Genomic DNA, 23247 nt, shown 5'->3' on the forward strand with positions numbered 1-23247 from the left:
AAAATTCAATAGCTTCTGTTCTTAAGTTATTATCTTTGTATAATCTTTTCCGTCATCATCAAATACCATAAAATTTTTAATTCTCAATTTGATATTTGCATTTTCTTCATAAACTCCGTAAGTTTCAACATGGTCTATAACTCTGACTACATTGTCATTTCCTAAATCTACTTTACAGTCATTTACATCTCCAAGATAGAATTGACTTACAAGCTTAGCATCAATTGTTCCATCTCTTTCATCAATTCTAAGAGCTTCCGGTCTTATAGCAACTATAACATTTCCAGTCTTATCTCCGTCATAAGGTAATTTCTTTCCGGTATTTGCAAGTTCAACAAAGCCGTCTTTTGCAACTCCCTTGATGAAATTAACACGACCAACAAAGTTTGCAACAAAAGGATTTACAGGATTTCTGTAAATTTCTTCTGGAGTTCCTATCTGTTGAACAACTCCTTTATTAATTAAAATAATTCTATCACTCATTGTCATAGCTTCTATTTGATCATGTGTTACATAAACAACTGTAATTTCAAGTCTTTTTTGTATCTCTTTTATTTCAAAACGCATTTCTTCTCTTAGTTTTGCATCCAAGTTTGAAAGAGGCTCATCAAGCAAAAGCAATTTAGGTTTAGCAATCAAAGCACGTCCAAGTGCAACCCTTTGTTGTTGTCCACCTGAAAGTTCTGATGGAGCTCTGTCTTTATATTGAGATAAGTGAACTATTTCCAAAACTTTTTCAACTCTCTCTTTAATTTCTTCTTTTTTAACTCCTGCTATTTTTAAAGGATAGGCAACATTGTCAAAAACATTCATATGAGGCCAAACTGCATATGATTGAAATACCATTCCAATTCCTCTCTTTTCAGGTGGAAGGAATGTTTTTCCGCCTGAAACAACTTTATCTCCTATTAAAATTTCTCCACTTGTAGGTTTTTCAAATCCAGCTATAAGTCTTAACATTGTAGTTTTTCCACAACCAGAAGGTCCTAATAGAGTTATAAATTCACCATCTTTAAAAGTATCTGTAAAAGGTTTTAAAACTTCTACATCACCAAAAGATTTACTTAATTCTTTTATAGTAATTGTTGACATTTTTCCTCCTAAATTGAAAACTTACCTTTTGTAAGTTTATTTAAAATCCAGTTAACTACCAATACAAAAATCAAAATTGCAGTAGCAAGCACACTTGCTATTTGTTGACTATGATATGTTTGATAATTGTAAAGTTCAAAACCAATCGTCTTAGTATGAGATGAATACAAAATTGTACTCATAGTAAGTTCATAGAAACAAGGCATAAATATTAAGAATATACCTGCAACAATTGAAGGCATTATAAGCGGTGCTGTAACATCTTTAATCATCCTAAGCCAACCTGCTCCTGAAATTTGTGATGCCTCTTCTAAAGAAGGATGAACCTGACTCATTCCTGAAACTACAGTCCTCATTCCCATCAACATATACTTAATCATATATGCGATTATCATAATATAAATTGTATTATAAATATTTATTCCAAATTTTCCACTCATTGTCATTATTAGAGCCAGTGCTATTGCAATACTAGGAGTTCCTGAACCTACAGTTATCAAAAAGTCTGGAATTTTTCTTCCCTTTACTTTTGTTCTTTCAAGCAAATAAGCCATCATACAAGAGATTATTATTCCTAAAAATGCTGCTGCACAAGCTGCAATTAAACTGTTTATTGTAGAACTCAATATACTATCTCTTGTTAGCATTTGTTGCCAAAATCTGAATGAGATATTTCTTGCAGATAAAGGCTTACCCATATTTATAGTTATAGAAGTAAGAGCAACTGTTATAAATGGAACTATTACTACTACAAAAGAAAAAATTGAAACCAATATTGTAAGAGGCAATCTCCATTTTCCTAAATCAACTATTGTAGGTCTTGTTGATTTCCCACTCATAGTTATAAATTGTTTCTTTCCTAGTACAAATGTTGAAAAATACAAAACTAAATTTGCAATTATCATCAAAAATACTGCTAAAGTCGTAGCATCAATTATCCCTTCTTCATTTCCTATATGAACAAACTCTATTATTCTAGTTGTAACTGTATGAATTTGTCCTGGAGCTCCGATTATTGACGGAATACCATAACAAGAAGCGGCTGTTACAAAAACTAAAAGTCCTGCAGCGATTAAACTTGGTGTCATCATCGGAATTGTAACAGTAAATAAAGTCTTTAAAGGACTTGCTCCTGAAATTCTAGCAGCTTCTTCTAAAGAAGGATCCATTTTTTCCATTGCACGAGAAATTGTGATAAAAGCATAAGGATAATAAAAACAAGTAAGTACCCAAATCATTCCCCATACACTATAAATATTAAAGATTGGTTCACTTAATCCAAAAATCTTTTGAAGAAACATATTTAAAGTTCCAACTCTTGGATTTAAAAGTCTAAGCCAAGCCATTGCTCCTACATAAGGAGGAACCATATATGTAATAACAAACATAGTTCTAAATATTTTTTTGCCATATAAATTAGTTCTTCCAACTAAAAAAGCAAGTGGAAAAGCGATTAACATTCCAAAGAATGTTGTTGCAACCGCAGTAACAATAGTATTTCTAATAGCTATAAAATTGGCATCATAACTATAAACTCTTTTAAATGCCTCAAAAGTAAAACTTCCATTAGGAAATACGGATTTAACAAAGAGATATAAAAGTGGGAAAACTTCAAAAATAAGTAAAAGTGCAACAATAGAAAGCATTATTATCCACTTTATATCTAATCTAAATTTTCTTTCTGTCTTTTGCATAAAATAACCTTTCATTAACAAGAGGGAGTTTCCTCCCTCCGTTATATTTTTTTATTTTGAAACAATAATTTCAAATTATTCTGTAAATTTATTTCTTACCAATTGTATCTGTAAACATCTTTCTTAGAGAATCTCTATCTTTAACTAATTGTTCCCATTTAACATTTATACTATTTGCTGTAATTTCAGAAGTTTTAATTGCATCAAAAGGAACTTCAGGGAAGTCTTTTAGTACAGAATGCATCCATCCCTTAACTATATATTTTTGACCTTCTTCTGATAAGAACCATTTTGAAATAGCTTCTGCTGCTTTAGTATTCTTGTTTTCTGTTAATTTTTCATCTACAACCATAATTGGTGAAGGAACTACAATTGTTCCATCTTTAGGATAAATAACTTCTAATGAAGAATTGTCATCTTGTCTTTTCTTTAAAACAGATTCTTCAAGAATCATAAGTTCATCCATTTCGCCAGTTTCAAGTTTTGTTAAAGCAACACTACCTGCTTCAATAGCAACTTTTCTCTTAGCTAAATTAGCGAAATATTCATCATTATATTTATCTTTTAATCCACTGATTGCTGCAAGAGCTGTACCTGATTTTAAAGGATCTGACATTGAAATTTTTCCTGTAAGACTTTCTTTTTCAGCAAATTCTTTAAAAGTTTGAGCTAAATCTTCTTTCTTTGTTTTTTCAGGATTATAAGCTAAAACCATATTAGAAATTCTAACTGGATACCAATATCCTTCTTTATCATATTCGAAAGCTAATTTATCTTTGTTTTCGATATCAAATTTATGTAATACATTTTTTTCTTTTAATTCATAAGCATAGGAAGGTTCTGCAACCATTATAATATCACAAGCAAGTTTTCCTGCTTCGATTTCCCCAGCAATTTTAGTTTGTAAAGTTCCTGTTCCACCTTGGAAAAATTCAATTTCACAGTTAGGAAATTTCTTTTTAAGTGCAGGTTTCATATTAGCAATTATATCTTCATACATTGAAGTATAAATTCTAACTTTTCCAGAAACTTCTTCATTCGCCTTCATATCTTTACTTGTATCATCTTTCTTATCAGAGCCTCCACCACAAGCAGTTGCACCAATCATTAATGCTGACAACATAAGTGCCAAAAATTTCTTTTTCATAAATCCTCCTAAATAGAAATAATATCTTTTTCGAGTACACACTCCAGAACTAATTATATTCAAAATTCTAAAAAAAATCTACAATTTTTTTGGTGATTTTCTAAATAATTTAAAATTTTTCTAAAAAAAATAAGGGACTATTCTGTCCCTATAAAAAATATTATCCCTATTTATTAGTTCTTATCTAAATTATACAAAAAGTAAATTTACACAAAAAAGAGAGATATTTTATGAAAATTTGTCTCTCTTTTAAAAAAATATTAAATTTTTGAAATAATCACTTTGCAAATTTAAATAAAGATAAATAATAATCAAAAAATTAATTTACCTATATTCTACTTCATCCACTCATTAAATTTATTCAAAGTTTTCTCTCTACCAATGTCAGTAACTTTAATAATATCATTTTCTATATATGCAAATTTTTTATTCAATAAATTCTTTAAAACTCTTTCAAATTTATTTTTTGCATAACATAAATGTTCATTTATTTTAACAACATTACATTCAATATTAGCCCTTTCAGTTTTTTCGTGATTTATTATATGAAGCATCATTGTAACCTCTGCAAATTCAGCTCTTTTTCTGTTTTCATTTAATATTTTTTTGATAATTCCGTTTCTCGGTTCAAATATAAATACTAATAAAAATATCAATCCGTTAACTATGGCTATTGTTCCTGCAATAGAAAGGTCATAAATATATGCCATATAAAATCCTATTACACTACTTAAAACTCCCGTGAAAACACTTAGAAATATCATTTTCTTCAAATCATGTGTTAATAGATATGCCGTTGCAGACGGAACAACCATATATGAAATTACAAGTATTGAACCTACCGCATTAAATGCTCCTACAGTTGTTATAGAAACTAAACTCATCAAAGCGTAATAAATAACAGCCGGTGCAAATCCGGAAATCAAACTTAAATTTTTGTCGAATGTAGAAATTTTTAATTCTTTAAAAAACACCCAAATAAAAATCAAATCAATTAAAAATATTACTGCCATTACAAAAATAACCTTTGACATTTCATAACCGAAAAACTCGATTCTCGGAATTATTGAAAATGCAACTTCTCCAACTAAAACGGAGTCAATACAGAGATGCACTCCTCTTAAAAATTTTGAAATCAATATTATAGCAATACTGAACAAAAATGGAAATACAAGCCCTATTGACGCATCTTCATGCAAAGTTGTCTTTTGATTTATAAGCTCCGTCAAAAATACAGTAAGTATTCCAACCAGTCCGGCACCGACAATCAGCAAAGGACTTGTCAAATCTTTTGTAATGAAAAAAGCAATTACGATTCCAAGTAAAATTGTATGAGTTATAGAATCTATCATCATAGACATTTTTCTAAGAATTAAAAATGGTCCCAATAGTGAACAAGCAGCTGAAACTAAACTTACAGCTATTAAAATTTCTAATTGTCTCATTTAGTCCCTCCTTGCATAGTTCTCTTTTTACTGAATAAAATTCCTTTTTTAGGCGAAAATAATATACTAAAAAATACAATTAAACTTGCAACTATCGCTATAACCGGTCCTGTTGAAAGTCCTTTATAGTACATACTTATAAATGAACCGGTAATTCCTGAGAAAGCTCCAAAAATTCCTGATAAAATCATCATAACATTGAACTTATCCGTCCATTGTCTTGCAGCAACAGGTGGTGCAATTAACATTGTACTCATAAGAATTACTCCAACTGATTGAATTCCCATAACTATTGAAATTACAAGTAAAACTATTAATATTCCGGTCATTAAATTTATAGAAAATCCCTTTGTTTGTGCAAACTCCGGATCAAAGGAAAAAAGTTTTAATTCTTTCCAAAATAGTAAAATTACAAACAACACCAAAATAATTATTCCGATTAAAAAATATATATCTTTTTTCAAAAAAGCGGCAGCTTGCCCAAATATAAATTTATCAAGACCCGCTTGATTAGTATTTGCTTCTCTTTGAATAAGTGCAAGTAAAACAACGCCAAGCCCAAAAAATGTTGACAAAACAATTGCCAATGCACTGTCAAATTTTACTTTTGATTTTAAATCAATTCCGAAAATAAAAAGTGCCGCTATAACTCCTGCGATAAAAGCTCCAAGAAGTAAAAATTCCAAATTTTTAATTCCAAGTACCATAAAAGCAATACAAACACCGGGAAGAGTTGAATGGCTGATTGCATCACAGATAAGTCCTTGTTTTCTCACTGTAACATATACTCCCATAATTCCACTTAAAAGTCCCAAAAGTCCTGAACCTAAAGCTATCATCAAAAAAGTATAGTCAGTAAGTAAATCTAAAATTCCGTTCATAATCTACACCCTATATGCCTTATTTATATTTTCTTCAGTAAAAACTTCTCTAACAGAACCTGAAGCGATAACCAATTTATTTAAAAGTACAACCTCATCAAAATATTCCTCAACAGTTCTCAAATCATGATGAACAACTATGATTGTCTTTCCGCTATCTCTAAGTTCTTTCAAAATTTTCATAATTTCTTTTTCCGTTTTAGCATCAACCCCTTTTAGCGGTTCATCTAAAAAATAAATTTCACTATCTTGAACTAATGCTCTCGCCAAGAAAACTCTCTGTTGTTGGCCGCCGGAAAGATCGCTTATTTGCCTATCGACAAACTCTTCCATTCCAAGTTTCTTTAAAGCCTCTAAAGACAATTCTCTTTCTTTTTTACCTGCTCTTTTTATCCAACCGAGCTTCCCATAAGTTCCCATCATAACAACATCCAAAACATCTGTCGGAAAATCCCAATCGACAGACTCACTTTGTGGCACATAAGAAATATCTTTTCTAAATTCCTTATAAGGCTTGCCGAAAAATGAAATTTTTCCGGATGAAATGGGGATTAAATTTAACATTGCCTTTAACAAAGTCGATTTACCTGCACCGTTTGGTCCCAAAATTGCGGTAAGTTTACCTCTTTTAATATCCAAATCCACATCCCAAACTACAGGTTTAAGATAATAGGCAATAGTTAAATCTTCAACTTTTACAGCTATTTCGTCCATTTTTTCCTCCAAAAAACAAAAAATCTCCATAACATAAGTATATATATTTAGGAGATTTTTTTCAAGTATTATTTTAAAGCATCAACTATAGTATCAATATTATATTTAAACATTGAGATATAAGTATTTTCTTTTGTATTATCATCTCCTAATGAGTCAGAATACAACTCTCCACCTATTTTAACATTATGTCCTTTAGCTTTACAAGATTCAACTAAAGATTCAATAGTTTTCTTAGGAACTGAAGATTCAACAAAAACTGCTTTTATTTTTGTTTTAACCAAGAAATCTGAAAGTTTCTTTATATCAGCTGCACTTGCTTCTGATTCTGTACTGATTCCTTGAATAGCCTCTACCTTAAATCCGAATTCCTTTGCAAAATAGTTAAAAGCATCATGAGCAGTAACTAAAACTCTTTGATTTTCAGGTAATTCAGAAACTTTTTTCTTTATATAATCAGAAAGTTCATCAAGTTCTTTTTCATATTTAGCAAGATTTTTATCGATTTCTTCAGCTTTTGAACTATCAGCTTTCTTCAAACCTTCTGCTACATTTTTCGCAGCTATTTTCCAGTTCTTAACACTAAACCAAATATGTGGATCATTAGGACCTGCTCCTTCTTCATCCCAAGGAAGTAATCTATCTGATGGAATATTTTTTGCTGCAGTTACAACGTTCTTATTTTGTTTTTCTAAACCTTGTAAGATTTCTCCCATTTGTCCTTCCAAATGTAATCCGTTTACAACTACAACATCTGCTTTTTCAAGTTTTTCCACATCGCCTGCTGTAGGCTTATATAGATGAGGGTCAACTCCCGCTTTCATCATTCCTTCAACTTCAAAGTTATCTCCACCGATTTGCTTTACCAAATCTGTAAGCATTGTACTTGTAGCAACAACTTTTTTCTTTGAAGTCTTTTGCTCAGTTTTCTTTTCTCCCTCTTTGTTTTTACTATCATCTTTTTTGGTACAAGCTCCCAAAACCCCAACGGAAAGTACCAATGCAAGTAATAATATAATTTTTTTTCTCATTTTTTCCCTCCTAAAAAATCTGTAAAGAATTTAATTTCTCTTACTCATATATATTACCACATTTTTTTAAAAATATCAATAATGATTATCTATTTCATAAAAATTTTTTTATTTTTATTTTTGACTATAATTAAATGGATTTCTAATATGACAATAATAATGTGCTATATAATTTAAGTGATACATTTTCTTTTAAAACAAAAAAGTAGTATAAAAATTATACTACTTTTCATTCTAAAATTTTATTATTTCTTTTCTGTATATCCTTGTTTAGTCAAGCCTTCTTCAGTCTTTTTCATACTAATCTTAACTTTTGCTGGGTCTTGGAAATTATTTCCTAAAACAGTTTTTGACTTTTCATAATCAAGATTTTCATAATCTATTTCGATATTTTCTACAAATTTTTCATCTTGATAATCAATAGATTCTTTTATACCTTGGATGCCTTGATATTTTTCTGCGATAGGTCCAACTATTTTTTGAAATTCTTCTTTAGTTCTAGCTGGCTTTAATTTTGCATATTCGCCTTCAACTACAGTATTTTGTTTAATAACCTTGTCTTCACTTTCAATATAAGTATAAGTAATAGTTGTTTTCATACCATCTTTTTCTAATTCGAAAGTTTTTGTAGGATTACTACCTTTACTTGAACAAGCAGTAGATAATACTACAACAGATATCATTAATAATGATAAAAGAATATTTTTTAATTTTCTCATAATTTACCTCCATATAAAAAATAATTCAGTTTATTTTATCATAAACACATATTTTTTTCAAATAGACTCAGGATAAAACACTGTATATTTTCATAATTTATACTAGTGCAAATTAGACATAAATTCTATAATATAAACTAAATTTTCACAAACCCACTAAATTACTGTAAAAGATTATCTTTTAAAATTATATTACAATTTTGCAATAAAAAAGTAGTATAACAATTATACTACTCTTTGTTCTAAAATTTTTCTATTTTTGTTCTTTATATCCTTTGCCTAATAGCATTTCTTCAGTTTTTTTCATGCTAATTTTAGTCTTTGAAGGATCTGCAAATCCACTTCCAAGAACAGTTTTTGCTTTTTCATAGTCAATATTTTCATAATCAATTTCCAAATTTTCAATAAATTTATCATCTTGATAATCAATTGATTCTTTTATTCCTTGGATTCCTTGGTATTTTGCAGCAATTGGATCTAATACCTTTTGAACTGCTTCTTTTGTCTTAGTAGATGGCAATTGTTCATATATACCTTCATTTACAGTTGTTTGCTTAATAACTCTATCATCTTTTTCTATATAAGTATAAGTAATAGTTGTTTTTAAGCCATTCTTATCCAAAACAAAAGTTTTAGTTGCATTAGCTTCTTTACCTGAGCAAGCTGTTGCTAAAACTACAACTAAAAGCATAGCTACTGATAATAGTATCTTTCTAAATTTTTTCATAATTTTCCTCCGTGTAAAAATTTTATAATTAATTTTAACATATTAAAAAGTTTTTTTCAATCTAGTTTAAGTTCTAAACTAATCATATTATCACTAAATCTAAAATGAAAAAGACGATATTATATACCGTCTTTCAAATCGTACAAATATTATTTTTGTTCTTCAAATCCTTGTGATTTTAACATTTCTGCACTTTTTTCCATACTAACTTTATTCGTGCTAGGATTTCCAGTGAACACCATTCCTGGAAGGCCTTTTGCCTTTTCATAATCAAAGTCTGTATAATCTACTTCAACTTCTTCAACAAATTTATCTTCTTGAATATCTAAAGTTTCTTTTAAACCTTTAATCCCTTGATATTTAGCAGAAACATCTTGTATTTGTTTCTTTAATTGTTCTATGTCTCTGCCTTGAAAAGCTGAGAATAGAGCCTCAGTTTTACTTGTTTGTTTAACAACTTTGTCGTCCTTTTCAATATAAGTATAGACAAGAGTTACCTTAACACCATTTTGTTCCTTTACAAAAGTTTTTGTAGCAGTAGTTTCTTTACTTGAGCAAGCAGTTGATAATACTATAACAAAAAGCATTGCTAAAGATAACATAACATTTCTTAATCTTTTCATAATATTCCTCCATAAAAAATATATAAGTAATTTTATCACATATCAATCAATTTTTCAATTACTTATTGTAAAAAAATTTTATAAAAACTCAACTAAAAAGCACTCTTACAAGTGCTTTTTAAACTATAATAATATTTTCCTACTAATCCCAACTTGGTGGGTTTGCTTTTGATTCCGTATTTTGGAAATATTGATATTCATGGAATCCTAACATTCTTGAAACTAAAACTATTGGGAAAGTTAACATTGATCTGTTAAATCTAGTAACAGTGTCATTGTAAATCATTCTGGAGTTCTTTACATCTTGTTCATAAGAGTCAATTTTATCCATAGTATTTAAATACACTGTATTAGCTTTTAATTCAGGATATGATTCAACTACAACAGCAAGTCTTGATAGAGCTTGAGTAAACATATTATCATCAGCTTCAATATCTTTTACAGAACTGTTACTATTTAATCCTCCTCTTGCTTGAACAACTTTTTCCAATGTTTCAGCTTCATGTTGTGAATATTTTTTAGTTGCATCAATCAAAGATTTTAAAGCATCCCATCTTGATTCAACATTTGCAGCTATTTGCCCCATAGCATTTTTTACCATTTCTCTAAGTCTTATTAATCTGTTATAACTTGAGATAATCCACAATACAAGTAGGACTACTACTGCAAGTACTACATATAAAACAGTCATATTTTTCTCCTTTCTAAATTTATATATTTCACTGAATATATACCCAACTATCTAGTTCCGCCACCAGAACCACCACCGAAGGAGCCTCCGCCACCTCCGATACTTGAAAAGCCTCCGCCTCCGCCAGAGGAACTTTGAACACTTTTTGAGTAAGCGTCTAAAAAGTTACTAGAAAATACATGAGAATAAATCATAGCAGTATGCAACGAATAAACATCAACATCGTAACTTTCCAAAAATTCTGGAGATAATTTCTTTAATTGCTTTTCAACTTCTTCTGCAACATCAAAAAGAGTTGCATAAATTAATAAATCTTTCCAAACTTTTATTTCAGAAACTTCTCTTTCACTTAATAATGAGAAATCTTTTAAATAATTATAATACTTAATTAGACGAGCAGTAAAATCTTTACCTTTGTCACTATAAGTATATACATATTTATTTCTACTATTTTTAACAAGCAAGTCATTTTGTGTTGCATAAGTAACAGATTCTTGTTTCAGACTTTCTTGTATAGCTTTAAACGCATTTTGATTTTTTGTCTTTCTTAAATATGCAGTAAATTCATTTTCCTGTAGTATTTCATCATCTCTAGCAGCTGCCTTAACCATATCAAATAATTTTCTTTCTGTAGAAGTCTCAAATTCGTAATTTGATTCAGAATTTATTTTCAAAGATAAAATTTCTTTTTTAAAGATAAATCCTTTTTCTTCAGTCATAGGTGTTAAAAGTTTAGTTTGAATCCACTTTAGAAAATAAGCCCTAATTATTGACTCTGGACCATCAAAACCCGCACATTTCAAAATATGGGATAATTTCCACCATTCTTTTTCAGGAATATCTCTGTAATACTCTCCTTTAAAATCTCCTTTTTTGTATCCACCTTTAAATTTCTTACTAGATGAGATTGCAGCAGAAGATCCAAAAAGAGCAATAAATAAAAATATTATGGCTTTAATTATTGTTCTGTAAGTAGCTTTAGATGTTTTTGTATTTTTAGTTGTATTTTTCTTATAACTTGAACCTTTAAATGCCATATCTTTATAATATGAAAAGTCTTTATCTATAACTTCTCCAGAAGTAAATTCTCCCTTATTCAACTGTGTTAAAACAGTTACATAATTAGAGCCAGAAAGTGCTGATAAACTAGTAAAAACTATATTTCCATCTAAAAATTCTATTTTTCCTTTATTACCAAATGCCCAAATCTTAGCATTAGTATTGTCAAATTTTCCTTCTGCCTTTGAAATAGTAACTTTTACTTCTTTTGGTGATGCACTTAATCCGTCATTTACAAACTTCCAAAAAACCATATCCGAGTCAGTTAAAAGTTTTACAAAATTCGTAACCCTATATCTTAATACAAAAGTCTTTCTCTTATATTCTCCAAAACCAAAACAAAGCTCATACCCTTTTGTCGTTTTTACAACTCCAGACTTTTTTGCCTTTTGTTCTCTTGTTTGTTTTACATTCCAAGTCTGTAAACTCTCATAAGGAACTTCTTTTCCTCCTTGAATTTCAGAAACTGTAAAATTTAATATTTCACTTTTCCCTAAATTTTCTATAGGAATATAGTATTCCGTTCCTTTGGTTGGCATAAAATCCATAATACTTTCAATATCAGCACTTCCGTCTTTATTAATTTTAACTTTAATTTCATTCTTATAAAAAGTGTCTGCAAAAGAATTATTGGAAGATATTATAAAAAAGCCAACTATTATAAATGAGAATATAAAAAGTCTCCTGATAATACTTCTAAAATTTTTCATAAGCCTCCTATATTTCCTTAAAATCATTATCTATTTTGTCTTAAATACTATTAACGAGTTCCTCCACCATCTCCGCCACCGAAGGAGTCTCCACCACCTCCGATGCTTGAATATCCCCCATCTCCATCTGAATAATTTGATACATTACTTGAATAAGCATCTACAAAATTATTAGTGAAAACATCGGAATAAACAACTCCTGTATGGAATGAGTTTAAATCAACATCTATATTATTTAAAAGTTCTGGAGATAATTTACTTAGCTGTTCCTCAACAGCGTCAGCAACATCATAAAGTGTCGCATAAATTAGTAGTTCTTTCCAAACTTTTATCTCGGAAATTTCCCTTTCACTTAACAAAGAAAAATCTTTTAAATAATTATAATACTTTATTAAACGAGCAACAAATTCATTGCCCCTATCATTATACTTTTCTGTCCATTCTCCACTTTCTTTTTTCTCAAAAAAATCATTTTTTCTTGCATAGTCAATAGATAAATTATCCAATTCTTCTGATAATTCTTCAAATCTATGTTGCTTAAATTCATCTTCTAAATATTTTGAAAATTCATTTTCTTGTAAAATTCCATCACCTTGAGAAGCACCTACAACCATAGAGTAAAATTTTTCCTCTATTTTATTATCAAATTGTTTAGGAGCATCTTCATTTATTTTTAGAGCTAAAACTTCCTTTTTAAAAATACGACCCTTTTCTTCGGTTATTGGTATTAATCGTTTAGCTTGAATCCATTTTAGGAAATACGCTCTAAATATTGCTTCATTACCATCAAATCCTGCATTTTCCAAAATGTAGGATAATTTCCACCATTCTTTTTCAGGAATATCTCTATAATATTCTCCTTTAAAATCTCCCTTACTATATCCTTTCTTTTTTCTTAAAAACAATATAGTAATAATTGCACCAAAGACAATTATTGGAGTTACAACGAAAAGCATAATATTTTTAAATAACTTGTTTTTAGTATTAGGTTTTTTATAATCTGAACCTTTAAAAGCTAAATCTTGATAATATGAAAAATCTTTATTTATAGTTTCACCAGAGGTAAATTCTCCTTTATTAATCTGAGTTAAAATAGTTACATAATTAGAACTAGAAAGACCTATTAAACTATTAAAAACTATTTTTCCATCTAAAAATTCAATCTTTCCCTTATTTCCAAAAGCCCAAATCTTTGAATTTGAATTGTCGAATTTACCTTCAGCTTTAGAAATAGTAATTTTCACTTCTTGTGGGGCAGAACTCAATCCCTTATTGACAAATTGCCAATAAACCATATCAGAGTCTTTTAAAAGTTTTACAAAATTTGTAACCCTATATCTTAAAACAAAAGTTTTTCTCTGATACTCACCAAATCCAAAACAGAGTTCATAGCCATTTTTAGTCTTTACAACTCCCGCTTTCTTTGCTTTTTGTTCTCTAGTTTGTTTTACATTCCAAGTATTTAAAGTTTCATAAGGAACTTCTTTTCCTTCTATAATTTCAGAAACATCATAGTTTAAAATTTCACTTTTTTCCTAAGTTTTCTATAGGAATATAGTATTCAGTTCCTTTAGATGGTTCAAAATCCATAATACTTTCAACATCGGCACTTCCGTCTTTATTAATCTTAACATTAATTTCATTTTTATAAAAAGTGTCTGCAAAAGAATTATTGAAAGGTATTACAAACAAAGTTAATAAAACAATGGAAAATGTAAAAACTTTTTTTACTAAATTTTTAAGATTTTTCATAAGACTTAACCTCCTATTTCAATCTTCTCAAAATTTCTCCCTTACCTAAAATTTCTAAAATATTTGAAAGTTCAGGTCCGTGAACTTGACCTGTAAGTAATGCTCTAACAGGCATATACAAGTTTTTGCCCTTAAAACCTGATGCCTTTTGAACTTTTTTCATAAAGCCCTTAGCAATCTCTTCATCAATTTCGTCAATTTGAGATAATTCTTCTTTTATTTTTTCCTTTAAAATTCCTATATGTTCTACATTTCTCATTTCTAAAGCATCAGCCTCAACTTCAACTTCTTCAAATAAGAATCTTGATTGATCTACAATTTCAGGAAGTCTTGAAATAGACTCTTGGAAAGTCTTTGTGATAAGCTCAAGTCTCTTTTCACAAATATCTTCTTTTATAAAACCAGCTTCAACCAAATAAGGTTTAACAAGTTTTGCAAGTTCTGAAACTTCCATCTTTCTAATGTATTGAGCATTAACCCAATCTAATTTATCTACATCAAAAACTCCGCCGGATTTTGAAACTCTATCGAAAGAGAATTGTTTAACCATTTCATCTAAAGATAAAATTTCTTCATTGCTTTCAGGACTCCAACCTACAAGAGCAAGATAATTTATAAGTGCTTCTGGTAAATATCCTTTTAATCTAAAATCTTCAACAGACGCATCATCATTTCTCTTGGATAATTTCTTTCCGCTCTTATTCAAAACTGTTGGTAAATGAACAAAAGTAGGCTTTTCAAAGCCAAGAGCTTCATAAAGATAAATATGTTTAGGAGTTGATGAAATCCACTCATCTCCTCTTACAATATGAGTAATTCCCATTAAATGATCATCAACAACCACTGCAAAATGATAAGTTGGAAATCCGTCAGCCTTAATAAGAACTTGGTCGTCCATATCATTTGTATTTATTGTAATTTTGCCTTTAATAACATCTTCAAAAACAATATCTCTATTTTCAGGTAATTTTAATCTGATTACATAGCTTTCGCCATTTGCAATTCTCTTCTTAGCATCTTCAATGCTAACTCCTCTACAAAGTCCATCATATCTTGGAATTTTTCCATCAGCTTTTTGTTGATTTTTTATATCATCAAGTCTTTCCTTGCTACAAAAACAATAATAAGCATATCCCTTTTCAATAAGTTCCTCTGCATATTTATTGTAAATTCCTTTTTCAACTCTTTCAGATTGAATATATGGACCACAATCTCCAATTTCTGTAATTTTATCATTTTCATCAAGACAAACACCTTCATCTGCCTCAACTCCTGCCCATTTAAGTTCGTGAATTAAATTTTCGATAGCTCCTTCAACATATCTAGTTCTATCAGTATCTTCAATTCTAAGCAAAAACTTTCCTCCATTTTGCTTAGCATATAAATAATTATATAAAGCAGTCCTAAGTCCTCCTATATGTAAATATCCTGTTGGACTCGGTGCAAAACGTAATCTAACCATTCCTTTTTCCCTCCTAAAAAATAAACATAAACTTACAATAATTATATATTAATTGCACTATTTTGTAAAGGTTTCTAACAAAAAACTAACCTTAAATTCACACATAAAAACAGTACTCAACTTTTTGAAAAATAAGTTAAAACCTATTTACTTTTAGCGACTTGCCACTAAACGAAAATTTCTCCTTATACGTCTTTTCGATTGGAGTGTAAGCGTAGCTGAGTGTAGTGAATCTAACCCTAACTTTGTTTACTTGTAAACAAAAGTAGGTCTGATGCAAAGATTGTTCAAATCTTTGATTTGAGTACAATCGGCTGTGGAAATCTCATGTTTTTGCTTTAGCAAAACTAAATGTATCGAAGATAAATCAGATATAAAATTTTCATACTAAATGAAACTTTAGAAATTTTGTATAGATTGCTATAACTTTTTTAAGTCATTTACATGACTTACTATTATTTGCAAACAAATAATAGTAATGAGATCTCTCCACTACGGTCGAGATGACATGTTAGGGGCATTACTTTACAAGTTGCTATGATGTGAAATATTTATTTTCATATAAATTTTTTAATAATTATAAAATTTTTTCAAATAATCTCTATACTTTTTGAATTTTTTAAGTTTATTTACTTTTAACGTCTAGCCACTAAACGAAAATTTCTACTTATACGTCATTTCGACTGGAGCGTTAGCGAAATGGAGAAATCTCATAGTTTTGCTTGTAAACAAGCAAAATTAAATGTATCGAAGATACATAAAATAATAAATTATTTTTTCAATAAAAAAGACGGCATATCTACCGTCAAAAATTCTGTAATTTTTTTATATTTAACAATTTTAATTTATCAATCTAAAATAAACTCATATTCTCTATATATTTTTCCATCTTTAAAATCAAAAATATCCAAAGAACGAACACCAAAATTATTTACTAAATAAGTGGCTATTCTATTTCTGCTTTTAGAAATCTGCATATCTATACGCGAAAACTTAGAATCCGTATTTAGATATGCATTTTTTATAGTTTTCATATAATTTTCTATTCCAACAATTTTTTTCTTTTCTTTGCTGAACAATTCCCAACATACTTCTGGATGTAAAAACTGTTTGTACAATTCCCAATTACGCTCATTTTCAGCTTTAAAAAATATATATAAAATATCTCTATTATCCATAATTTCTCTGCTTTCATTAAATTCTAAATTACATAAATACTAAATACATTTATTCATTAGTTTTGTGATATTGTAACATATTTTTCCAACCGGACTTGCTTTCCTTTACAATAGGAAAGAACGGATAACAGTGAAACAAATTTTCTCCTATTTCTGAAATTACCTTAACTCCATCATTCTCAAGTTTATCTTTTATCGTATCATATGCAGCATAAAGCACTTCATCACTTCCATAAGAAAGATAGACTTCCTCTACTCCGTGATAATCACCCTTTTCAAGATACAGCATATACTCTGGCATATCTTTTCCATGAGCCATAATTTTACCAAAAATTTTAACAAATGATAAAGTCAATAAAATATCTTTTTTATCAAGAATTTCTCCTTTTTTTATCAAATCTTCATCTTTAAAACATTCTCCTGGAGATGATGCATATATTCTCTTTGGAACTTCAATATCTTTCTTTGAAATATTTATATATGATACAAGTCCTAATGCAAGAGTTGCACCGGAAGAACTTCCTGTAACAAGAATATCTGAAATATTATATTCATTAAGCATTGACTTATATAAACTATACATCCATTCATATACTTCGTCGATTGTATGATTTATGCATAGCGGATAATATGGAATAACCATATTGCGACCACTTTCAAGAGCTACTTTTAAAGCTGTCTTAATAGAATTCTTACTTGGATGCATAATCATCCCTCCTCCTATTATAAATAGGCAGGCTTTTTTTGTTGGCTTTTTATGTGTTATATACACAACCTTTGCTCCATTAAACTCTTTGATTTCATAGTTGATTTCATTATGAGAAAGAACTGGAATTTTTGTTTTTTTCATTCTCTTTCTAGCGTTTGAAATAATTTCTGTTTCACTTTTATTAAAATATCTTTTAACTCCAATAAGTTTAATAATCACTTTTAAAAAACGATATTTCAAAGATAACTTAGACATTTTTCATTCCTCCTAAAAATATAATTTAACTATTTCTTTCTTGCAACAAAATAATATCTGTGAATTCTCCCTTTAATTACTCCTTCTTTTTCAAGAATTTCCTGTGCTTTGAAGAGGTTTTCTTTATACTTTTCAACTTCAAAATAAGGAAATTCCCAATCTATAATCCTTGCAAACCAAACTAGAGCACCAACATCATAAAACTCTATCGGTCTATAAGCTTCTGCTTCTTCAACAATCTCAAAACCATTTTCTATAAATTCTTCTTTTGAAATATTCAGATAAGCTTTAGGAAATGGAATATCAACATCTCCTATTAAAAGTTCCACTAATTCTCTGTCATTTTCTGCACCAACCTGTTGTGTAAGAAATAATCCTCCACTTTTAAGAACTCTTTTAAGTTCATTAATATTATATTCACCATGTCTATTTGTAATAATATCAAAATAATTATCTTTAAAAGGAAGTTCATCACGACCATCGGCTGGTTTAAAATCTATTCCCAAAGGAATAAGTCTCTCCTCACATATCTTAATATTTGGCTCATAACCTTCAATTGCTGAAGTATTTTTAGGATTTAGTAGAAAAGATAAAAGAAATTCTCCACCACCTGTTTCCATATCCAACAAATAATCACTTTCTCTTAAATAAGATTTTATAATGCTCCCAAAATCCCATGGAATATCATCTTCTTCTCTATATCTTTCTCTAATATGAGAAAAATCCCAACCCTTAATATGAGCAATGTCCTGCTCATGCAACCATTCATTTAAAAGTGTCTTTTTATCCATATATTTCTCCTTAAATATCTATTTTATTTATCTAACAATTGAATTATCCGTCATCAAATTAGCTATATGATGAGGAATCATAGAAACTTGCATTGACATTTCAACACGATAATTTTTATCTATACATTCATCCCAATACTCAAGATGCTTTTTATCTATCCACGAATCAGACTCTTCCACTCTTATTCCATTTTCTCCCTGAATTGAATACCAATAAAGATACTCTTCATCATCACATTTTTCTCTAAAAATAGTTTCTACATACATTCTCTCTCCGTCCAAAGTAAGTAATACTTCCTCCATATTTTCATTTAAAAAATTCATCCACTTATCTACTACTTCCGACTTCCCTTTTCTGACACGAAATCGTGATAATTCTATATTCATACTTTCCCCCAAAAAATAGTACTTTTTTTTATATTTGACTTTCTAAAAATTTACAATATTCTAAATTATCTTCTGTAATTTTATCACAATGCCCATAACCTTCCCATACTTTTAATTTAACATAAGGTAGTTTTTTGGGTATCACCTTCTTCGCTTCTTTATAATCAAACTCTTTAGAACCATAACAAAAAATCAGCTTTTCTTGCTCATCCTTAGATAAATCTGGAATTTTTACAAAAGAACAGTCGTGAATTATATTCACAATACTTTCATCATCCATCCTTATAAAAGACTCTGCCATTATTTTACCAAATTCCGCTCCATATAGAGTAGTCATTTTTTTTACAGCAAAATTCTTATCTTTAAGAGCTTTCTTATGTTTTCTCAAAAAAATTTTCTTAAAAAGAAAATCTAAAAAATAGGCTTTTTGCCACAAACTAGCTCCTTCAAAAACACATTTATCTACAATTATATCCTTGCTATTTAATAAATTTAACAATACTACTCCACCTAAAGAGGCTCCAAAAGCTAAATTTATCTTATCTATTCCGTTTTCAATTAAATAATTCTTTATTTTATTAGCTTCCATTTCCGCTGACTTATATACTTCTCTTGACTTTCCATGTGCTGATAAGTCCGGAATTATATATCTATAATCCCCTAATATATTGTCAGCAATTAAAAATTTCATTCCCTCAGCAGAAGATAACATAGGATGAATAAGTAATATTACCTTTTCGCCACCCTCATTAATATCAACAAAATTCATTTTTTGCTCCTTAATTTCCGTATTATCAATAATCTTTTTAATTTAATTCTATTATACCACTTGTTACAATTCTAATCTATATATAAATTTAAAAGAGAGTGATTTCTCACTCTCTCAAATAGTTTTTTGCTTGCAAATTAGAAAAATTTATACAAAAATGTATATTAATCTTTATTGGAGCTTTAGGAGATCTCTCGACTACGCTCGAGATGACATGTTGGGGGCATTACTTTACAAGTTGCTATGACGTGAAATATTTAGTTTCATATAATTTTTTTAATGATTAAAAAATTTTTTCAAACACTTGGTATTTTTTAGAATTTTTGAAGATTATTTACTTTTGACGTCTTGCCATTAAACGAAGATTTCTCCTTATACGTCATTTCAACCGAAACGAAGTGTAGCGGAGAAATCTCATTTTATTTTTAAACAGCAAAAAGTTGGTACAATGTAAAATTGTCCAAATCTTTGATTTGGTAACAATCGACTGCGGAAATCTCATAGTTTTGCTTGCAAACAAGCAAAACTAAATGTATCGTAGATACATAAAATAATAAATTATTTTTTACAACAAAAAAGACAGTATCTCTACCATCTAATTTCTTTTAATTAAAACACACAATCTATTAATTCTAAAAAACAACAAACTTTGATTCATTTTTATTTCTATTAATTTTTTTCAATCCTATTTTTATCAATGGATTTTTTGCCTTGCTTATACGAGCATTCTTATGACAAGCCTTTACACAAGCCATGCATACAATACAAGCTTTTTTATCCGTTATAATGTGATTATCAATACAAGCTTTAGGACATTTTTTTATACAAACCCCACAATTATCACAAAGCTCATAATCAGTTTTAGGAATAGTAAATATTCTTCTCCCAGTGTGTACAGGTTTTATATCAGCAACTTTGCCTATAAATCTATCAAATAAGCTTAAGCTTTTATTCTTTTCTATATTATTTTTTAATTCCTCTCTTATAGCCTTTCCAAATGAAATTGCCATATTAATATCTTCTGCATTCGGTCTATTTATAGCAACAGGTAGTTCTTTTGTTGAAAAAGAATGTTCTCCAACAAACTCTCCATAACCCACAACATTGCCATTATTCTTTTTTACTATAGAAACAATCTCTCTTTTAGCAAACATAATTGCAGCATTTCCATATAGTAAAACTATAGCGACAGCTTTATTATTAAAATCAATATTCTTTATATAATTTCTATACTCTTTATACAAAAATCCACCATAAACTGGTGCCCCTAAAATAATTAAATCATCTTTAGTAGTGTCAATTTTTTCTTTCTTTGAAATTCTATTACCCTCTGTTAAATCAACATACTCTACTTGTTTTGACTCAATCCCTTTAATTACATTCTTAATTATTTTTTTAGTAGTTCCTGTAGGTGAAAAATAAATTACCTTAACTTTTGGAGAAAAAGATTCTCTCTCATCCAAAATATTATCATCTAAAGAAAAATCGAAATTTTGATGACTCTTATATTCCATAGCACTACTCATATCTGTTCGCCTCTTTTCAACTTTAGTAACATTATTTTAAATATACCCTTTGCCAAATTTAGCTAACAAAATTAAAATCATTGATAATAACTTATTTTAATAAATATACTCAATTATGATTTACATTATTTCACCAATCAAATCAAACAAAATGTAAATTTTAAAATAATTGATTTAATAATATTCATATGGTATAATTACAATAATTAAGTAGTTTTTTACATAATATATTACATATATATAATTTAACATAAAAGTTTTATAAATTTACTTCGATTTTTTGAATTAAATTTTGATACTTTTAATATTTTTAAAAAAAGAGCAATGGTATAAATTACCACCAAAAGATATTTTGATTATGATGAATGAAAGGAGGAATTTTATGACTAATAATAAGACAACATCATCAGTAAAATCAAATAACAAATCAGCGCATAAGCTAGGATTTTTTGGTTTTTTTGCTATAACAGCATCTATGGTAATGACGGTATATGAATATCCGTCTTTTGCTAGTTCTGGTTTTCAACTTGTATTCTTTCTAATTGTCGGAGGACTTTTTTGGTTCTTGCCTGTTGCATTATGCTCTGCAGAAATGGCAACAGTAGAAGGATGGGAATCTGGAGGTATTTATTCATGGGTTGGAAATACTCTAGGTAAACGATGGGGATTTTCAGCTTTATTCTTTCAATGGTTTCAAATAACAGTAGGATTTGTTACCATGTCATTTTTTATACTTGCAGCATTGGCATACGTATTTAAATTTGATGCACTTTACAATAACCCAATGGTTATGTTTTTTGGAGTTGCAATCATTGTGTGGGTTCTAACATTTACACAATTAGGTGGAACAAAATATACAGAAAGAATTTCTAAGATTGGTTTTCTTGGAGGAATAGTTCTTCCTGTTATTATACTTTTCATTGGCTTAATTGCATACTTTAGTACTGGTGGTGTTTCTCAAATTAAGATTACGACAGAAACTCTAATTCCAAATTTCAAGGAAACGGGAACTCTTGTAATTTTTGCTTCTTTTATTCTCGGTTATATGGGCGTAGAGGCGTCAGCATCTCACGTTAACGAACTTAAGAATCCGACAAGAACATATCCTTCAGTTATGATTGTTTTAACTATACTTACAATTGTACTTGATGCTCTTGGCGGACTTGCTATAGCTACAACTCTTCCAGACAAAATATTAAATGGTAATCTATCTTATGGAGTTATTGAGGCATTTGAAGCAATCTTTACAGAACATTTTGGTTCACAATATAATTGGCTTGTTTTAATAGTTGCAATACTATTAGCTCTTGGTGTATTAGCAGAAATATCTTCTTGGATTGTTGGCCCATCCAGAGCGCTTTTAGAAGCTGCAAATGATAAGATTCTCCCTCCATCTTTTGCAAAAACTAATAAAAATGGAGTGTCAGTAAAAACAGTTATCATTCAAGCCATTATAGTAACAATTTGGGATGCAGTTCTATGTGGTTCTATAGCATTGGCAGGAGGTTCTGATTCATCAGTTGGTTATTTAACAGCAATAGGACTTACAGTTGTAATCTATTTGGTTGGATATATATTATTCTTCTTAGGATATTTCGTTTTAATATTGAAAAAATCTAATTTAAAACGTACATTCCAAGTTCCTGGTGGAAAAGTATTTAAAATAATTGTTGCTACAGTAGGATTGCTTATTACAATAGCAACTTTAATTATTTCATTTTTCCCATCATCAAAATTAACAACTGCAGATAATCAAGTATATCAAATTGTGCTAATTATATGCTTTATTATCTCCTTAATAGTTCCTATAATTATTTATTCAAATAAACATAGATGGGCAACAAAATATGATGATAAAAGTAAGTAGTTATTATAAATTATTAAA

At 29.0% G+C, this 23247-nt stretch carries 20 protein-coding genes and 1 pseudogene; 1 reads left to right on the forward strand and 20 read right to left on the reverse strand.

Annotated elements, in window-relative coordinates; genetic code table 11:
• Positions 1-21 precede the first annotated feature (21 nt).
• The 20 genes and pseudogenes from RWJ08_RS04710 to RWJ08_RS04810 form a co-directional block, all read right to left on the reverse strand.
• A complete protein-coding gene (locus tag RWJ08_RS04710) occupies positions 22-1092 on the reverse strand; it encodes an ABC transporter ATP-binding protein (protein ID WP_313961249.1) in 1071 nt (356 codons plus the stop codon).
• 8 nt (positions 1093-1100) lie between these two features.
• Positions 1101-2801 carry an iron ABC transporter permease gene (locus RWJ08_RS04715; protein ID WP_313961250.1) on the reverse strand — a complete coding sequence of 567 codons (1701 nt, stop codon included), beginning with the start codon at positions 2799-2801 and terminating at the stop codon, positions 1101-1103.
• A gap of 73 nt (positions 2802-2874) precedes the next feature.
• Positions 2875-3933, reverse strand: coding sequence for an ABC transporter substrate-binding protein (locus RWJ08_RS04720; RefSeq protein ID WP_009354352.1), 1059 nt, complete (start codon positions 3931-3933; stop codon positions 2875-2877).
• Positions 3934-4268: 335 nt separating this feature from the next.
• On the reverse strand, positions 4269-5378 hold the full coding sequence (locus RWJ08_RS04725) for a metal ABC transporter permease (RefSeq protein ID WP_313961251.1): 1110 nt from the start codon (positions 5376-5378) through the stop codon (positions 4269-4271).
• Entirely contained in the window at positions 5375-6259 is an 885-nt protein-coding gene (locus RWJ08_RS04730; protein ID WP_009354917.1) for a metal ABC transporter permease, read from the reverse strand. Before RWJ08_RS04730 ends, RWJ08_RS04725 begins: the two co-directional genes overlap by 4 nt.
• Positions 6260-6262: 3 nt before the next feature.
• The gene (locus tag RWJ08_RS04735) at positions 6263-6973 is read right to left on the reverse strand and encodes an ABC transporter ATP-binding protein (protein WP_313961252.1); all 711 of its coding nucleotides are present in this window, start codon (positions 6971-6973) and stop codon (positions 6263-6265) included.
• A gap of 68 nt (positions 6974-7041) precedes the next feature.
• A complete protein-coding gene (locus tag RWJ08_RS04740; protein WP_029949937.1) occupies positions 7042-8004 on the reverse strand; it encodes a metal ABC transporter solute-binding protein, Zn/Mn family in 963 nt (320 codons plus the stop codon).
• Positions 8005-8249: 245 nt separating this feature from the next.
• Positions 8250-8723 carry a DUF1307 domain-containing protein gene (locus RWJ08_RS04745; RefSeq protein ID WP_313961253.1) on the reverse strand — a complete coding sequence of 158 codons (474 nt, stop codon included), beginning with the start codon at positions 8721-8723 and terminating at the stop codon, positions 8250-8252.
• A 253-nt stretch (positions 8724-8976) separates the two neighbouring features.
• On the reverse strand, positions 8977-9450 hold the full coding sequence (locus RWJ08_RS04750; RefSeq protein ID WP_009355063.1) for a YehR family lipoprotein: 474 nt from the start codon (positions 9448-9450) through the stop codon (positions 8977-8979).
• Positions 9451-9599: 149 nt separating this feature from the next.
• Complete coding sequence (locus RWJ08_RS04755) at positions 9600-10073, reverse strand: YehR family lipoprotein (RefSeq protein WP_009354514.1); 474 nt, start codon at positions 10071-10073, stop codon at positions 9600-9602.
• 142 nt (positions 10074-10215) lie between these two features.
• Positions 10216-10764 (reverse strand): LemA family protein, encoded by a 549-nt coding sequence (locus RWJ08_RS04760; protein WP_009354418.1) that lies wholly within the window; start codon positions 10762-10764, stop codon positions 10216-10218.
• A 47-nt stretch (positions 10765-10811) separates the two neighbouring features.
• Positions 10812-12533 carry a DUF2207 family protein gene (locus RWJ08_RS04765; protein WP_313961254.1) on the reverse strand — a complete coding sequence of 574 codons (1722 nt, stop codon included), beginning with the start codon at positions 12531-12533 and terminating at the stop codon, positions 10812-10814.
• A gap of 50 nt (positions 12534-12583) precedes the next feature.
• Positions 12584-14285 (reverse strand): annotated as a pseudogene (locus RWJ08_RS04770) (DUF2207 family protein).
• 13 nt (positions 14286-14298) lie between these two features.
• A complete protein-coding gene (gltX, locus tag RWJ08_RS04780) occupies positions 14299-15747 on the reverse strand; it encodes a glutamate--tRNA ligase (RefSeq protein ID WP_313961256.1) in 1449 nt (482 codons plus the stop codon).
• 848 nt (positions 15748-16595) lie between these two features.
• On the reverse strand, positions 16596-16925 hold the full coding sequence (locus RWJ08_RS04785; RefSeq protein WP_313961257.1) for a nuclear transport factor 2 family protein: 330 nt from the start codon (positions 16923-16925) through the stop codon (positions 16596-16598).
• Between the two features lie 49 nt (positions 16926-16974).
• Positions 16975-17889: an alpha/beta hydrolase fold domain-containing protein gene (locus RWJ08_RS04790; protein WP_313961258.1), complete on the reverse strand. Its 915-nt coding sequence runs from the start codon at positions 17887-17889 to the stop codon at positions 16975-16977.
• A gap of 29 nt (positions 17890-17918) precedes the next feature.
• Positions 17919-18680, reverse strand: a complete 762-nt coding sequence (locus RWJ08_RS04795; protein WP_313961259.1) for a class I SAM-dependent methyltransferase — start codon at positions 18678-18680, stop codon at positions 17919-17921.
• A gap of 27 nt (positions 18681-18707) precedes the next feature.
• Entirely contained in the window at positions 18708-19067 is a 360-nt protein-coding gene (locus tag RWJ08_RS04800; RefSeq protein WP_313961260.1) for a DUF6176 family protein, read from the reverse strand.
• A 28-nt stretch (positions 19068-19095) separates the two neighbouring features.
• Entirely contained in the window at positions 19096-19836 is a 741-nt protein-coding gene (locus RWJ08_RS04805) for an alpha/beta hydrolase (protein ID WP_313961261.1), read from the reverse strand.
• Positions 19837-20468: 632 nt separating this feature from the next.
• Positions 20469-21362 (reverse strand): flavodoxin domain-containing protein, encoded by an 894-nt coding sequence (locus tag RWJ08_RS04810; RefSeq protein WP_313961262.1) that lies wholly within the window; start codon positions 21360-21362, stop codon positions 20469-20471.
• 382 nt (positions 21363-21744) lie between these two features.
• Here RWJ08_RS04810 and RWJ08_RS04815 point away from each other — a divergent pair, with 382 nt between their 5' ends.
• The gene (locus RWJ08_RS04815) at positions 21745-23229 is read left to right on the forward strand and encodes an amino acid permease (protein ID WP_313961263.1); all 1485 of its coding nucleotides are present in this window, start codon (positions 21745-21747) and stop codon (positions 23227-23229) included.
• The last annotated feature ends 18 nt before the right edge of the window (positions 23230-23247 follow it).

The organism is uncultured Parvimonas sp., from assembly GCF_963524015.1.
GTDB lineage: Bacteria > Bacillota > Clostridia > Tissierellales > Peptoniphilaceae > Parvimonas.